Annotated in this window: 11 protein-coding genes and 2 pseudogenes; 5 read left to right on the top strand and 8 right to left on the bottom strand. The window is 61.5% G+C overall.

The window, feature by feature from the left end:
- Positions 1 to 124 precede the first annotated feature (124 nt).
- The 8 genes and pseudogenes from FEE99_RS25740 to gap all read right to left on the bottom strand — a co-directional run.
- A pseudogene (locus FEE99_RS25740) lies at positions 125 to 652 on the bottom strand (methyl-accepting chemotaxis protein); the annotation flags it as partial.
- A 378-nt stretch (positions 653 to 1,030) separates the two neighbouring features.
- A pseudogene (locus FEE99_RS25735) lies at positions 1,031 to 1,990 on the bottom strand (PDC sensor domain-containing protein); the annotation flags it as partial.
- A gap of 441 nt (positions 1,991 to 2,431) precedes the next feature.
- Positions 2,432 to 2,842 carry a YbaN family protein gene (locus tag FEE99_RS25730; protein ID WP_041479777.1) on the bottom strand — a complete coding sequence of 137 codons (411 nt, stop codon included), beginning with the start codon at positions 2,840 to 2,842 and terminating at the stop codon, positions 2,432 to 2,434.
- A 162-nt stretch (positions 2,843 to 3,004) separates the two neighbouring features.
- Complete coding sequence (locus FEE99_RS25725; RefSeq protein ID WP_041479776.1) at positions 3,005 to 3,601, bottom strand: biliverdin-producing heme oxygenase; 597 nt, start codon at positions 3,599 to 3,601, stop codon at positions 3,005 to 3,007.
- 112 nt (positions 3,602 to 3,713) lie between these two features.
- Positions 3,714 to 6,299, bottom strand: a complete 2,586-nt coding sequence (locus FEE99_RS25720; protein ID WP_041479775.1) for a TonB-dependent receptor — start codon at positions 6,297 to 6,299, stop codon at positions 3,714 to 3,716.
- Positions 6,300 to 6,421: 122 nt separating this feature from the next.
- Positions 6,422 to 7,387, bottom strand: a complete 966-nt coding sequence (locus FEE99_RS25715; RefSeq protein ID WP_024014066.1) for a FecR family protein — start codon at positions 7,385 to 7,387, stop codon at positions 6,422 to 6,424.
- A gap of 101 nt (positions 7,388 to 7,488) precedes the next feature.
- Positions 7,489 to 8,016, bottom strand: coding sequence for an RNA polymerase sigma factor (locus FEE99_RS25710; protein WP_041479774.1), 528 nt, complete (start codon positions 8,014 to 8,016; stop codon positions 7,489 to 7,491).
- A gap of 199 nt (positions 8,017 to 8,215) precedes the next feature.
- Entirely contained in the window at positions 8,216 to 9,217 is a 1,002-nt protein-coding gene (gene gap, locus FEE99_RS25705; RefSeq protein WP_016773526.1) for a type I glyceraldehyde-3-phosphate dehydrogenase, read from the bottom strand.
- Between the two features lie 220 nt (positions 9,218 to 9,437).
- Here gap and edd point away from each other — a divergent pair, with 220 nt between their 5' ends.
- The 5 genes from edd to FEE99_RS25680 all read left to right on the top strand — a co-directional run bounded on the left by edd (position 9,438) and on the right by FEE99_RS25680 (position 16,049).
- The gene (gene edd, locus FEE99_RS25700; protein ID WP_016773527.1) at positions 9,438 to 11,264 is read left to right on the top strand and encodes a phosphogluconate dehydratase; all 1,827 of its coding nucleotides are present in this window, start codon (positions 9,438 to 9,440) and stop codon (positions 11,262 to 11,264) included.
- Positions 11,261 to 12,220, top strand: a complete 960-nt coding sequence (locus FEE99_RS25695; protein WP_041479773.1) for a glucokinase — start codon at positions 11,261 to 11,263, stop codon at positions 12,218 to 12,220. Before edd ends, FEE99_RS25695 begins: the two co-directional genes overlap by 4 nt.
- A gap of 180 nt (positions 12,221 to 12,400) precedes the next feature.
- Positions 12,401 to 13,132: a response regulator gene (locus FEE99_RS25690; RefSeq protein WP_039758123.1), complete on the top strand. Its 732-nt coding sequence runs from the start codon at positions 12,401 to 12,403 to the stop codon at positions 13,130 to 13,132.
- On the top strand, positions 13,122 to 14,591 hold the full coding sequence (locus FEE99_RS25685; protein ID WP_041479772.1) for an ATP-binding protein: 1,470 nt from the start codon (positions 13,122 to 13,124) through the stop codon (positions 14,589 to 14,591). The genes FEE99_RS25690 and FEE99_RS25685 overlap by 11 nt, the downstream gene beginning before the upstream one ends.
- Before the next feature lie 198 nt (positions 14,592 to 14,789).
- Complete coding sequence (locus FEE99_RS25680; RefSeq protein ID WP_041479771.1) at positions 14,790 to 16,049, top strand: D-mannose isomerase; 1,260 nt, start codon at positions 14,790 to 14,792, stop codon at positions 16,047 to 16,049.
- The last annotated feature ends 33 nt before the right edge of the window (positions 16,050 to 16,082 follow it).

The raw sequence follows: 16,082 nt of genomic DNA, 5'->3' as shown, positions 1-16,082 counted from the left end.
GTGAACCCGTTTCCCCTGTGGGAGCGAGCCTGCTCGCGAAGGCGTCGTGTCAGTCAACACGGATGTTGGATATGACGACCGCTTCGCGAGCAGGCTCGCTCCCACAGGGATTTATGCTGGATTGTTACACGCGGAACTGATCCATCAATTTCATTTGCTGGCTCGCCAGGCTGTTGAGCTGGCTGCTGATCGCTGCCGATTCGGTGGCCTGCTCGGTCAGGGTTTCGGTCACGGTGCGAATCGCCGAGACGTTGCGGTTGACCTCTTCGGCCACGGCGCTCTGTTCTTCGGCGGCACTGGCGATCTGCAGGTTCATGTCGCTGATCACCGTCACCGCGTCGCTGATCTTGCCCAGCGCATCAACGGCCTGACGAATCTGCCCGGCGTTGTTGTGCGCCTGGGTCTGGCTCGAATGCATGGTCGCGACCACGCCACGGGTGCCGGTCTGGATGCGCTCGATGACGATGCGGATTTCTTCCACCGAATCCTGCGTGCGTTTGGCGAGGTTGCGCACCTCGTCGGCGACCACGGCAAAGCCGCGACCGCTTTCGCCGGCGCGGGCGGCTTCGATGGCGGCGTTGAGGGCCAGCAGGTTGGTCTGTTCGGCGATGCTGCGAATCACTTCCAGCACCGAGCCGATCTGCTCGCTGTTCACTGCCAGCGCTTCGACCTCGGTCACTGCTTTGCTGACCTCATCGGCGAGTTGATTGATGTCGCGGGTGCTGCGCTCGATGATCGCCATGCCGTCCTTCGCTGACTGATCGGCACCCTTGGCGGCGTTGGCCGCGTTCGAGGCACTGTTGGCGACGTCGTGGGCGGTGGCGCTCATTTCGTTGGACGCGGTGGCGACCTGATCGATTTCGCGGAACTGCACTTGCATGCCTTCGCTGGTCTGGCGAGCGATTTCCGACGATTGATCGGCCGTGCCGCGCGCTTCGGTGATGCTTTGTTTGATCTGCGCGATGGTCGGCTGAAGCTTGTCGAGGAAGCGATTGAACCAGTTCACCAGTTCGCCCAGTTCATCTTTCTTGCTGTAGTTCAGGCGCTGGGTCAGATCGCCTTCGCCGCTGGCGATGTTCTTCAGCATCTCGGCGACGCTGTTGATCGGACGGGTGACGCCGGAGGCGGTGAGCCAGATCAGCAGCAGGCCGACCAGACCGGCCACGCCCGCCACCAGCAGGGCAGTGATGACGCCGGTTTGTTGCGCGTCATCCAGCACCGCTTGCAGTTTCACCGAGTCGGCCAGCAGCACGTGCTCGGGCAGGTCGATGACCACGCCCCAGGCCCGCGAATTGCCGATCGGATCGACCGGGTAAACCGCGCGAATCAGCTCGCCCTGTTGGAGGATTTTCGCCGTACCGCTGCCGACCAGTTGCAATACATCCTTGCCGTCAGCGCCGAGGGTGTCGCCGATTTTTTTGCCGACCCGCGTCGCGTCAGCACTGTCGGCCGCCAGCACACCGCTGCCGGAGACGATCAGCATATGCCCGGCGTTGTTGAACAGGCTGCGCTGCGAGTCGACGGCGGCGGCTTGCAGGGCGTCGAGCGCGATGTCGACACCGACCACACCGATCGCTTTGCCATCTACCAGCAGCGGTACGGAAATGGTCGTCATGAGCATTTCCTTGCCACCGACCGTGTCGGCATACGGGTCAAGCAGGCAGGTGCGTTTGTTGTCGCGAGGGCAGGTGTACCAACTGTTGTACGGCGTGCCGCTGACGCTGAGGGTGGTCTTGGTCAAGTCGTCCTCGACCATGATCGTATTCAGCGCGGCGCCGGCGGCACGGCTCCAGTACGAGGCGAAGCGCCCGGCTTCGTTGGATTGCCGCGCGGCATCGTTGGCGAATTCGCTGTCCTTGCCGTCGAGGCCGTTGGGTTCGAAGGCCAGCCAGATGCCGAGGACTTTATCGTTGCGCTCGAAGGCGGTTTTCAGGCTCTGGTTCAACTCTTCACGAACAGCGCCGGCTTCGAGCGAACGCTTGGCCGCCATCGTCCGCAGATCCTTGATCTGGTCGGCGAGGGCGGTGACCACCAGCAGGCTTTCACCAAAGGTTTTCTGCACCCGCACCGCTTGCTCGGCGGCCTTGGCCTGCAGCAGGTTCTGCACGCTGGCGGTGAGCAACTGGTTGCTGGATTGACTGACCAGCGCGTCGTTCTGGTTGGTCTGGTAGATGTTCATGCTGACAATCAGCACCACCACTCCGAGCAGGCACAGGCCGGAGAGCAGGACGATTTTCAGGCGAATGGAAAGAGAGTCGAACATGGGGCGATCTCGCGAATGGAATAAACAGGTGGCTGGGCCTGAAGCCCGGTTTGCCAAATCCATTCAGCGCCATTCAATCCTCATCGGCGTCGAGCGAAACGGCATGAGGCGCTCGCCGACGGACGGTCGCTGCTAAACGTTTGCGCAGGGGAAAGTGCTGAAAAGGCTTTAATTGCAGGGATGTTTCACTACAGCGATGGGCGTTTCCGGGCGCGACCAGATCCACAGATTGCCCAGGCCCATGCCGGCAATCGCCAGATAGATCGGCCAGCCGTGATCGAGCATCACCAGCATCAAAGTGGCGCACAGCAGCATGCTGAGGGTGGCACTGACTTTGGCCTTGCGCGCGATGATCCTGCCGTTGCGCCAGTTACTCAGGATCGGCCCAAACAGGCGGTGATTTTCCAGCCAGGCACTCAAGCGCGGCGAACTGCGGGTCGCGGCCCACGCGGCAAGGAGAATGAACTCGGTGGTCGGCAGACCGGGCACGACGATGGCGATCAGGCCAATGCCGAGGCTGACATAGGCCAGCACGCCGAACAGCAGACGGGCAAGTTTTGATGGGGCGGGTGCGGGCATGGGCTCAGCGGCGGCTTCTGGAGCGGAACGGGGATCTTACAGATTTGTGGTGAGCACTGTGGGAGCGAGCCTGCTCGCGAAAGCGGTTGATCAGGCACATTGATGTTGAATGTGCTGCCGTCTTCGCGAGCAGGCTCGCTCCCACAAGGGATAAGTGTTGCTTCAGGCCACTTCGGATTCTGCCGCATAAGCCCGTTCCAGCAGCACGGTGAAGCGGTTGAACGCATCCAGCGCACCTTGCTCAACTTCCGTCTCTTCCTCTGCCGTGAACGGCAACGCATCGAGGGTGCGTACGAAGCTTTTCCAGCCCTCGGCGCGGCCACCTTGCGGTTCAGCCAAATGCCGGGCACCGAAGCTTTCGCTCAGTTCCAGTGCCACCGCACGCTTGATCAGGAACGCCGCGCCGAGCTTGGAACCCTCCGACACGAAGATCCAGCCCAGCGCCCGTGCCTTGCTCGGGTTTTTCAGCGCGCCGGCCACCGGCGCCGGGACTTCGGTGTCGAGGTCAGCAAGGTCAGCCTTGGCCGCTTCGGCGCGGCAACGGGCCGGCAGGTCGGGGACGATTGCAGTCAGTTCGGCATCGTTGTACAGCTCCACCAGTTCCGCCTGGAACAGGTATTGCGCAACGACGAAACGGGCGAAGCTGGCGCGGGTTTCGAATGGTGCGTGGGCTTTGACCAGCGCATCGAGTTTGCTGTGCGGCTCATGGGTGATCTGGTTCAGGCGTTGCGAACGCAGGGCTTTTTCCGAAGTGGTCATGACATGTCCTTGATAAAAGAGGCGCTTGATAACGAGACGAACAAGGCGACGTGCAAGCGTAAAAAAAACCTCACGGCGCGGTACCTGAACACGCGCAGTGAGGTGGGCCGGATCAGATGTCCCAGATCAGGTTGATCGCGAAGTTGCGTCCCGGTTGGGTCAGCCGATCGAGGTTGGCCGGTTGCGTCACCGACGCTTCGCCGACGCTGTCGTAACCGCGCACGTCATCCCACAGCCAGTATTTCTTGTCGGTCAGGTTGTAGACGCCGCCGCTGACGGTGACGTCGTCGGTCACCTTGTAATAGCCGGCCAGATCGAGAATGCCGAAGCCCGGGGTCTTGAACTGACTGCTGACGCCGTCCGGCGACTTGAAGTTGCTGTCGTCGACGCGGTCCTTTTTCTTCACCACGGTCCAGCTCAGCAGGCCGCCATAGTTGTCCTGGTCGTAACCGAGGCCGAATACGCCGGTGAGCGGGTTGACGCTGTTGATCGGCTCGCCGCTGTCGTTGTTGCGACCGTAGGCGTAGGCGATCGAGCCTTGGGTATACAGGCCTTGCGGCGCGCCGAACGCATCCAGGTTCAAGCGACCCTTGACTTCCGCACCCTTGATGGTGGCGCGCTTGATGTTGTTGCTCTGGAAGGTCAACTGATCGTCGCCCGGCTTGACCGCGTCCTCGTTGATGAAGTCGCGGTACTTGTTATAGAACACCGCGACGTCGAACGAGCCCTGCTCGAAATTCCCGCGCAGGCCGGTTTCGAAGCCTTTGCTCTTTTCCGGCTCGAGGTCGGAGTTGGGCGCTACGGTGTAGCCGGTGGTGTTGTTCTCGAAACGCCCGTACAGCGATTTTGCCGTGGGCGTGCGGAAGCCTTCGGCGTACTGGCCGTACCAGGTGTAGTTGTCCGTCAGTGCATAGGTCAGGCCGAATTTCGGCGACACCTTGTGCCAGGTCTTGTTCTTGTCGCTGACCGTGCCCTGGCCGTCGGCGTTCACGGTGTTGAGGAACTCTTCAGTGATGTGCGGCTTGAGCTGGGTGTAGTCGTAACGCAGGCCCGGCAGGAAGGTCCAGTCGTTCCAGCTGATCTGATCCTGAGCAAACAGGCTGTAGGTGTTGATGGTCGGATCGGGGAAATCAGTGGCCTTGGCCAGCACATCTGCCGGACTCGTCGCGCCAATCGCCGTGCAGCCGCGACCGACGGCCAGGCACGTGCCGTCGCCGCTGCGCGAGCCGGTGACTTTCTGCTGTTTGATCGTGGTGCCGTAAGTCAGCAGGTGATCGGTGTCACCGATGGCGAAAGCCTTGTCCAGTTGCGCGTCGAACACCCACTGTTTTTCTTCGTAGAGCGTGTCGCGGGTACGCAGCACTTTACGGGTGATCGGGTAGTACAACTCTTCGGTGCTCTGGTCGGTCTTGGCGATCTGGTGATTGAGGCTCCACTTGGCGTTGTCGGCCAGCAGGCTGTCGAGGGCGAACGCGTGTTCGATGCCGAAACGCTCGCGGGTGATGGTGTCGTTACCGGTGCGCCACTGGTACATGCCGCCGGGCAGTACGCTGCTCGGAATGGTCGGCGCGCCATTGAAGTACGGGCCGCCGTAGGCACTTTTCTGATCGGTGTCGCGATCGTCCTTGTACTTTTCGTAGGTCAGGCCCAGGCGCGAATCGTCGTTGTAGTTCCAGCCGAGCTTGGCCAGAACGTTGGTTGCGCGCACGTCTTCCGGGTTGGCGGCGGTGCGTTCCAGACCGGTGCCGTTGTGGCTGCCAAAGGATTCGGTTTCATGACCGTCGCGTTGGCTGTAATGCAGCAGACCGTCGAACTCACCGCTGCGGCCAGCGACGGTGGCGGATTTCAGCCAGCTGTCATCGGCGGAGCTGTAACCGCTTTTCAGGCGCGCGCCGACGTCCTTGCCCGGTTTGATGATGTCGTCGGCGTCCAGCGTGTAATAGCTGACCGCGCCGCCGATGGCGTTGCTGCCGTACAGCACCGAAGCCGGGCCACGGAGGATCTCCACGCGCTTGACGATTTCCGGGTCGACATAGTTGCGCTGGCTCTTGGCGTAGGGGCCGTTGAAGAAACCGTTGGGGATTTCCACGCCATCGACTTGAGTCAGGATGCGGTCGCCGTCGATACCGCGAATGTTGTAGCCGCTGATGCCGCCACGCTGACCGGCACCGCCAACGGAAACGCCCGGCTCGTAGCGCACCAGATCCTTGATGGTGTTGACGTTGTTGCGGTCAAGCTCTTGGCGGTCCTGCACGCTGACGGTCGAGGGCACGCTGTTGACCGACTGTTCCTGGCGAGTGGCGCTGATGGTCACCTGATCGAGATTGAGCGTGCCGCTGCTGTTGCGTTTTTCCAGCACGACATTGTTGTTGCTCAGTTTGCGAAAGCTCAGGTTGGTCCCCACCAACAGGCGCTCGAGGGCTTTCTCCGGCGGCAGCGAACCGCGCACGCCCGGCGACGAGACGTTCTGCCCCAGCTCTGCCGGCAAGCCGACCTGCCAACCGGTCACGGCGGTGAAGGCATTCAGTGCCGAAACCAGTGGTTGCTGGCCGATGGCGAAGGCGTAATCGCCCATGTTGCGTGTCGGTTGCTCGGTGGCCGCCAGCAGCGGTGCGGTGCCAGCCATGAGGATGGCCGCAGTCAGCAGCGACAGTACGCGGGAAGGGGAAGCAGTCTGGCGGGTAAGGCGTGAGGACATCGATAGCGCTCCGTGTCGCACGAATCTTTATAGGTGCTGATCGGCATGGTTAGATGCGAATCAATTGCATTGGCTATAACGAGACGTACTGTCGCTGGCCATCGAGTAAAAATAATTCTCATTCAGTTAAGGATCACCAGCGCCGGGAATTCCTGCAGGCGCGCCGAGGTGATGTGGGCGAGGGAGCGGACCACGTCGAGCGGCTGGTCGAGACGGTAATTGCCGGTGACGGCGACGTCGGCCAGTTGCTCGTTGTTGTTGATGATCCAGCCCGGGTAGTAGCGGCGCAGCTCGGCCAGCACTTGATTCAGCGGGCAGTTCTCGAACACCAGGCGGCCTTCAACCCAGGCCAGATCGGCATTGGCGTCGAGCTTGGCCGGGCGATCAAAACCGTTGGGGCCGATGCGAATGCTTTCCCCGGCACGCAGGCGCACCCGGGCATCGTTGTGGGTGGCGCGCAGATCGACATCGCCACGTTGCACATTCACTTGCGCGACCCCGTCGAGGTAGCGCACGGCGAATGCGGTGTCGTGGACGCTGGCCGTTACCGGACCTGCGTCGATCTCCAGCGGCTGATTGCGCCCGCTGGCGATCTCGAAAAACGCCTCGCCCTGAAACAGCCGGGCCACGCGTTGCTGATCGTTTATGGTGCTGGAAAACGCCGAATTGGTATTGAGCAGAACCTTCGAGCCGTCCTCCAGTTGCAGCCGCTGACGCTCGCCAACCACGGTGAGGTGATCTGCTTGAATGCGCATCGGCAAATTACTGAAACTGAACAGCCCGAGGATCAACACCGCAGCGGTGGCCAGCGGTTTCCAATGTGGGCGCAAGCGTTTGAGAAAAGTGATTTTTACCGGTTTTGCTGCCAGAGCCTCGGCGCACAGTGCGACTTGCGGGCCGTCCCAGATGGCCTGGGCCTTGGCGAACGCCTCGGCATTCAACGGATCAGCCGCCAGCCAGGCATGAAATTGCCGGGTCTGTTCCTCATCCGGGCTGCCGAGCACGATGAGCCAGTCCAGCGCCTGGTCCATTGCAGCTGCAGCGTCCCGCGCCGAATCGGGCGAAGGCGAGCGGTGGGTGTCCGTCACGGTGGTTCCTCAGGGCTTCTGGCGAAGCAGTTTCTAGCTTCAAGCTGCAAGCTGCAAGCCGGATGCGTTACCGCTTTTTGTTTTTACCTGTAGCTTGCAGCTCAAAGCTTGCCGCTGCCGTTATGTCGTTCGGCGACGCCAATGCAGATCGACATGATCAGTTTCAGTTCTTTCTGCACGGTGCTCAGCGACACGTTCAGTTCATTGGCGATTTCCTGATAACTGTGCCCGTGCAGGCGGCTGAGGATGAAGATCTGTTGCTGGCGCGGGCTGAGTTGGCTGAGGCTCACGTTCAAACGCTCCAGCAGTTGTTCGGCGTGGGCGGCGTCTTCGGCGCTGCTGGCCGGCGCGGCGATGCTCTGCACGACATCTTGCGGCACGTCGTCGACCATGGTCCGCGCATGAATCTTGCGCGCACGCAAATGATCCAGCGCCAGATTGCGCGCGGTCTGGAAGACAAAGGGTTCAAGGTGATCGATGGCCCGTTCGCTCAACGCCCGGGTCACGCGCAGGTAGGTCTCCTGCAACAGGTCTTCAGCGGTGCTGTGATTGTTGACCATCCGTTCCAGCGTGCGCAGCAGGGAAGTGCGCTGGGCGAGGAAGACGTGGTTGAAGCGCGATTGACTCACGGGAGGACCTGATCCATTTCGAGCGAATGATAATGCTTATCATCCAGCTAAATGGTCAAGCGCTGATTTCAAATTGAAATCGGATCTCCTGTGGGAGCGAGCCTGCTCGCGAAGGCGTTGTGTCAGTCAGCTCCATATTGACTGACAGATAGCTTTCGCGAGCAGGCTCGCTCCCACAGGGATTGGGGACCGGCCGGGATTATTCGGCGTTACACAGCGCCAGGCAGTTATCCAGCATGCGGTTGGAGAAGCCCCATTCGTTGTCGTACCAGGCCAGCACTTTCAGCAACTTGCCGCTGACTTTGGTGTGGTTGGCGTCGAAGATCGACGACAGCGGGTTGTGGTTGAAGTCGCTGGAAACCAGCGGCAAGGTGTTGTAACCGAGAATCTTCGAGTGCTGGCTCGCCGCTTTCAGCAGGGCGTTGACTTCGTCGGCACTGGCTTCTTTCTTCAGTTGCACGGTGAGGTCGACCAGCGACACGTTGATCACCGGCACCCGCACGGCCATGCCGGTCAGCTTGCCCGCCAGTTCCGGCAGCACCAGGCCTACCGCTTCGGCCGCGCCGGTCTTGCTCGGGATCATGTTCTGCGTGGCGGAACGGGCGCGGTACGGGTCGCTGTGATAGACGTCGGTGAGGTTCTGGTCGTTGGTGTAGGCGTGGATGGTGGTCATCAGGCCGCTTTCGATCCCCAGCTCGCGATGCAGCACCTGCGCCACTGGCGCCAGGCAGTTGGTGGTGCACGAAGCGTTGGAAATGATCTGGTGCGACTGACGCAGAATGTCGTGGTTGACGCCATAAACGACGGTGGCGTCGGCGCCTTTGGCCGGGGCAGAAATGATCACCTTGCGGGCGCCGGCGCTGATGTGCGCGGCGGCTTTGGCACGGTCGGTGAACAGACCGGTGCATTCGAACACCACGTCGATTTTTTCTGCGGCCCAGGGCAGGTCGGCCGGGTTGCGAATGGCGCTGACCGCGATGCGGTCGCCATTGACCGTCAGGCTTTCGTTATCGTGCGCCACTTCGGCGTCGAAAGTGCCGTGGACGGTGTCGTATTTGAGCAGATGGGCATTGATCGAACTGTCACCCAGATCGTTGATCGCGACGATCTGCAGGTCTTGACGATAGCCTTGGGTATACAGTGCGCGCAGGACATTACGGCCGATGCGGCCAAAACCATTGATTGCGATTCGAAGAGTCATGGAACAGCGCCGCCGTCGTTTTGTTGTTGGAATTACAAGATTATTCGCATAAAAATAGAAAACAAGCCTTTTTAGTGGCAATATTTTGTTTTATCTACAACGAGTGACCTGAATCAACTGGTCCGAATGGTCAAAAAAGCCGTCTGTCATTCCAACAACAACGGCGTTTGATCAGCATAGACAATCAGGTCGCCACATCCGTTAGCCTGGAGTTCTACACATGCATCCCCGCGTTCTTGAGGTCACCGAACGGCTTATCGCCCGCAGCCGCGCCACGCGTCAGGCTTACCTTGCATTGATTCGCGGCGCCGCCACCGATGGCCCGATGCGCGGCAAGCTGCAATGCGCCAACTTCGCCCACGGCGTGGCCGGTTGCGGCACTGAAGACAAGCACAGCCTGCGGATGATGAACTCGGCGAACATCGCCATTGTGTCTTCGTATAACGACATGCTCTCGGCGCACCAGCCGTACGAAGTTTTCCCGCAACAGATCAAGAACGCCCTGCGCGAAATCGGCTCGGTCGGCCAGTTCGCCGGCGGCACTCCGGCCATGTGCGACGGTGTGACACAAGGCGAGCCGGGCATGGAACTGAGCCTGCCCAGCCGCGAAGTGATCGCCATGTCCACCGCCGTGGCGCTGTCGCACAACATGTTTGACGGCGCGCTGATGCTCGGCATCTGCGACAAGATCGTTCCGGGCCTGATGATGGGTTCGCTGCGTTTCGGTCATCTGCCGACCATTTTCGTACCGGGCGGGCCGATGGTGTCGGGGATTTCCAACAAGGAAAAAGCCGACGTCCGCCAGAAGTACGCCGAAGGCAAGGCGACCCGCGAAGAGCTGCTGGAATCGGAGATGAAGTCCTACCACAGCCCGGGCACCTGCACCTTCTACGGCACCGCCAACACCAACCAGTTGCTGATGGAAGTCATGGGCCTGCACCTGCCGGGCGCGTCTTTCGTCAACCCGAACACGCCGCTGCGCGACGCGCTCACCCGCGAAGCCGCGCATCAGGTCACGCGCCTGACCAAGCAGAACGGCAACTTCATGCCGATCGGCGAAATCGTCGACGAGAAGGCGCTGGTCAACTCCATCGTTGCCTTGCACGCCACCGGCGGCTCGACCAACCACACCCTGCACATGCCGGCCATCGCCATGGCCGCTGGCATTCAGCTGACCTGGCAGGACATGGCCGACCTTTCCGAAGTCGTCCCGACCCTGAGCCACGTCTACCCGAACGGCAAAGCCGACATCAACCACTTCCAGGCAGCGGGCGGCATGTCGTTCCTGATCCGCGAACTGCTCGGCGCAGGCCTGCTGCATGAAGACGTCAACACCGTGCTCGGCCATGGCCTGAGCCAGTACACCAAAGAGCCGTTCCTCGATAACGGTGAGTTGGTCTGGCGCGAAGGGCCGACCGACAGCCTCGACGAAAACATCCTGCGTCCGGTATCCCGTGCGTTCTCGCAAGAAGGCGGACTGCGGGTGATGGAAGGCAACCTCGGTCGCGGCGTGATGAAGGTTTCCGCCGTTGCGCTGGAGAACCAGATCGTCGAAGCACCGGCGATGGTCTTCCAGGATCAACAGGATCTGGCGGACGCATTCAAGGCCGGTCTGCTGGAGAAGGATTTTGTCGCCGTGATGCGCTTTCAAGGGCCGCGCTCCAACGGCATGCCGGAGCTGCACAAGATGACGCCATTCCTCGGCGTACTGCAGGATCGCGGCTTCAAAGTGGCGCTGGTGACTGACGGGCGCATGTCCGGCGCGTCGGGGAAAATCCCCGCAGCGATTCACGTCAGCCCGGAAGCTTATGTCGGTGGCGCTTTGGCGCGCGTGCAAGAGGGCGATATCATCCGCGTCGATGGCGTCAAAGGCACCTTGGAACTGAAGGTCGACGCCGCCGAATTTGCAGCGCGCGAACCTGCCAAGGGCCTGTTGGGCAACAACATTGGCAGCGGCCGCGAGCTGTTTGGCTTCATGCGCATGGCCTTCAGCTCGGCGGAGCAGGGCGCCAGCGCCTTCACTTCTGCCCTGGAGACGCTTAATTGAAACTGGCTTTGGTCGGCGACATCGGAGGCACCAACGCGCGGTTCGCGTTGTGGCAAAACCAGCAACTGCAATCGGTTCAGGTGCTGGCCACGGCCGACTTCGCCAGCCCGGAAGAGGCAATCGCTCTGTACCTGAGCGGGCTCGGCCTGGCGCCGGGTTCGATCGGTTCAGTGTGCCTGTCGGTGGCAGGTCCGGTGAGTGGCGATGAATTCAAGTTCACCAACAACCACTGGCGGCTCAGCCGCAGCGCGTTTTGCAAGACCTTGCAGGTCGAGCAGTTGTTGCTGACCAACGACTTCTCGGCGATGGCGCTGGGCATGACCCGCTTGCAGCCGGGCGAATTCCGCGTGGTCTGCGAAGGCACGCCGGAGCCGTTGCGCCCGGCGGTGGTGATCGGCCCCGGCACGGGCCTGGGTGTCGGCACCCTGCTCGATCTCGGCGAAGGGCGCTTTGCCGCGTTGCCGGGCGAGGGCGGCCACGTCGACCTGCCGCTGAGCAGTCCACGCGAAACGCAACTGTGGCAACACATCTACAACGAGATCGGCCATGTCAGCGCGGAAACCGCGTTGAGCGGCGGCGGCCTGCCTCGACTGTACCGGGCGATCTGCGCGGTGGATGGTCATGAGCCTACGCTTGAAACGCCGGAAGCGATCACCGCCGCTGGCCTTGCCGGTGACCCGATCGCTTTGGAAGTGCTCGAGCAGTTCTGCTGCTGGCTCGGCCGCGTCGCCGGCAACAACGTGCTTACCACTGGCGCGCGCGGCGGGGTGTTTATCGTTGGTGGGGTGATTCCACGCTTCGCCGATTTCTTCCTCACCAGCGGTTTTGCCCGCTGCTTCGCCGACAAGGGCTGCATGAGCGACTACTTCAAAGGCATCCCGGTGTGGCTGGTGACGGCGCCGTACTCCGGCCTGGTCGGCGCCGGCGTCGCCCTGGATCAATCAATCCCGACCTGAAATGCAATCCAATTGTGGGAGCGAGCCTGCTCGCGAAAGCGGTGTGTCAGTCAACAGATCCGTTGAATGTTAAAACCGATTCGCGAGCAGGCTCGCTCCCACAAGGGTTTCTGTAGTGTTTGTTAGTTTGATGCTTAAGGCATAATCCGCCCCAACTCCAACAACAAGGATGCCTTCGAAGTGAGCTCAGTCAACAAGTCGATATTGTTGGTCGATGACGACCAGGAAATACGCGAGTTGCTGGAAACCTACCTGACCCGCGCCGGGTTCCAGGTGCGGGCCACCGCCGATGGTGCCGGTTTTCGTCAGGCGCTCAACGAGGCGCCGAGCGATCTGGTGATCCTCGATGTCATGCTGCCCGACGAAGACGGCTTCAGCCTGTGCCGTTGGGTACGCCAGCACCCGCGTCAGGCACAGGTGCCAATCATCATGCTGACTGCCAGTTCCGACGAAGCCGACCGCGTGATCGGTCTGGAACTCGGCGCCGACGATTACCTCGGCAAACCGTTCAGCCCGCGCGAACTGCAAGCGCGGATCAAGGCCCTGCTGCGCCGCGCACAGTTCGCCCACGAACGCAGCGGCAGCGAAGTGCTGGCCTTCGACGACTGGCGCCTGGACACGGTCAGCCATCGGCTGTTCCACACCGACGGCGAGGAAGTGATTCTTTCCGGCGCCGATTTCGCTCTGCTGAAACTGTTCCTCGATCATCCGCAGCAAATCCTCGACCGCGACACCATCGGCAACGCCACCCGTGGCCGCGATCTGATGCCGCTCGATCGCATTGTCGACATGGCCGTCAGCCGTTTGCGTCAACGCTTGCGCGACACCGAAAAACCGCCACGGTTGATCCGCACCGTGCGCGGCAGCGGCTATCAGTTGGCAGCCAATGTGGTTGCCGGCAATGCTCACTGAGTCGCTGGGCAAATTCGCCAGTCGCATACCGGTGCCGCGCTCACTGCTCGGGCGGATGCTGCTGCTGACCCTGCTGGCGGTGCTGTTCGCGCAGACGCTGTCGAGCGTGATCTGGGTCTCGCAGTTGCGCGCTACCCAGCTCGAAGGCCTGGTCACCAGTGCCCGTAGCCTGGCCCATTCGATGACCGCCAGCGTCAGCTATTTCCGTTCCCTGCCGGTGGCCTACCGACCGCTGGTGCTCGACCAGTTGCGCAGCATGGGCGGCACCCGGTTTGTCGTGACGCTGAACGACAAGCCGCTGGGCATGGACGTGCTGCCGGTGACGCCGCGCAAGGCTGCGGTGATGCAAGCGGTGGACGAAGTGCTGCGCCAGTCTCTGGGCCATGACACGGATATTTCGGTGACCTTCGTCAGTCCCGAAGACCTGCGGATTTTCAACGCAGGTTTGAAACTTGATGAATTGCCGCGCTCCTGGGCGCACTACGCGTTGACGCTTGAACCGGTGAATCCGCCGGTGCTGGTCACGCAGATTCAAATGGCCCCGGGCGAATGGCTGTACATCGCCTCGTTGCTGCCCGAGCCGTACACCAGTCTCGAAGAACAAGGCCTGCCGGCGCAGCAGGTGTGGTTTATCGTCCTCACCAGCGGCTTTCTGTTGTTGTTCATCGGCCTGCTGGTGCACTGGCAGAGCCGGCCGCTCAAGCGTCTGGCGCGGGCGGCGCGGGATCTGTCGCTGGGCGCCGATGTCGAGCCGGTGGCGGAGGGCGGTGGCAGTGAAGTGGTCGAAGTCGGCCGCGCGTTCAACACCATGCGCGAACGCATCAGCCGTTACCTGACCGAACGCAGCCAGTTGTTCAGCGCGATTTCCCACGACCTGCGCACGCCGATCACCCGCCTGCGCTTGCGCGTCGAGCTGCTCGAGGACGAACAGCTGCAAGCCAAGTTCGGCCGCGATCTGGATGAGCTGGAGCTGCTGGTCAAAGGCGCGCTGCAATGCGTGAAAGACACCGACATCCACGAGAACATCGAGCCGGTGGATCTCAATCATGTCCTCGATTGCCTGGTCGAGCCGTATCTGGCGCCGAACGGCAATGGCCGCGTCACCCAGCATGGCCGCGCGCTGTCGGCATACCCGGGCAAACCGCTGGCGCTCAAACGCTGCATCGGCAACCTGATCGACAACGCCTTGAAGTACGGGCAGAACGCGCATTTGCACATCGATGACGATGACAGCGCGTTCGTTTTGCATGTCGATGATGAAGGGCCGGGTGTGCCGCAGCAGCGGCTGGAGCAAGTGTTTGAACCGCACTTTCGTTTGGCCGGACAGCAGCAGGGCTACGGACTCGGTCTGGGCATTGCGCGCAACATTGCTCACAGCCACGGCGGCGAGGTGACGTTGCAGAACCTGCGTGAGGGTGGGTTGCGGGTGACGTTGCAGTTGCCTCGTTCGGTTGATTGAAGATCAAAAGATCGCAGCCTTCGGTAGCTCCTGCATTTGGAATGCGTTTCCATGTAGGAGCTGCCGAAGGCTGCGATCTTTTGACTGTGCTTTGCTAATGTCACAAGCCAGTGACAAACCCCGTCCCCTTCGTTACAAGCCCGCCCTGGCCCGTTGTTTAGACTGCCCGCAGTCCTAACAACAAAAAAGGGTCACGCCATGGACACCTTTCACCCAGACTTCAGCAGTTGGCTGAACGCCCCTGCCCACCAGCAATGGCTAGCCGCCGAAGGCCTGCGTCTGCTGGATTTCGCCAAGGCATCACGACTGCCCGAAGGCTTCGGCAACCTCGACGAACGCGGCCGTTTGCCTGCGCACGCACAAGCCGAGACCATGAACACCGCGCGCATGACCCACAGCTTCGCCATGGCGCACATTCAGGGCCTGCCGGGATTTGCCGAACTGGTCGACCACGGTATCGCCGCGTTGCGCGGGCCGCTGCGTGACGCGCTGCACGGTGGCTGGTTTGCAGTTGCCGAACACCGCGACGACAACACCGGCAAGAACGCCTATCTGCACGCCTTTGTCGCACTCGCCGCCAGCTCCGCCGCGGTCGCGCAACGGCCCGGCGCCCAGGCTTTGCTCGATGACGCAATCGACATCATCGACACTTATTTCTGGAGCGAAGAAGAGGGCGCCATGCGCGAATTCTTCAACCGCGACTGGAGCGAAGAAGAAGCCTATCGCGGCGCCAACAGCAACATGCACGCGACCGAAGCATTCCTCGCGCTGGCCGATGTCACCGAAGATCCGCGCTGGCTGGTGCGCGCCCAGCGCATCGTCGAGCGGGTGATCCATGGCCACGCTGCAGCCAACGATTACATGGTCATCGAACACTTCGATCGCGACTGGCAACCGCTGCGCGAATACAACCACGACAACCCCGCCGACGGTTTCCGTCCTTACGGCACCACGCCGGGCCACGGTTTCGAATGGGCGCGCTTGCTCCTGCACCTTGAAGCCGCGCGAGTGCAGGCCGGCATGCTCACGCCGGGCTGGCTGGCCCTCGATGCGCAAAAACTCTTCGAAAACAATTGCCGCCACGGCTGGAATATCGATGGCGCGCCGGGCATCGTCTACACCCTCGACTGGGATAACCAGGCCGTCGTTCGCCATCGCCTGCACTGGACGCACGCCGAAGCCAGCGCCGCCGCCAGCGCTTTGCTCAAACGCACCGGCGATGCGCAATACGAAACCTGGTACCGACTGTTCTGGGAATTCTGTGAGACGAATTTCATCGACCGTTGCAACGGCAGCTGGTACCACGAACTCAATCCGCAGAATGTGCCGAGTGCCGATATCTGGCCGGGCAAGCCTGATCTGTATCACGCCTGGCAGGCTGTGCTGATTCCGCGATTGCCGCTGGCGCCAAGCATGGCCACGGCTTTGGCGCAGTCGTCCCGGCCTGTTGCTGTGTAACCATATCGTGACATTTACGCGTCCCTTCGTTAC

This window comes from Pseudomonas sp. ef1, from assembly GCF_007293365.2.
Classification (GTDB): domain Bacteria; phylum Pseudomonadota; class Gammaproteobacteria; order Pseudomonadales; family Pseudomonadaceae; genus Aquipseudomonas; species Aquipseudomonas siliginis.
Note: the sequence above shows the minus strand (reverse complement) of the source record. Positions and strands in the feature narration are given on the sequence as shown.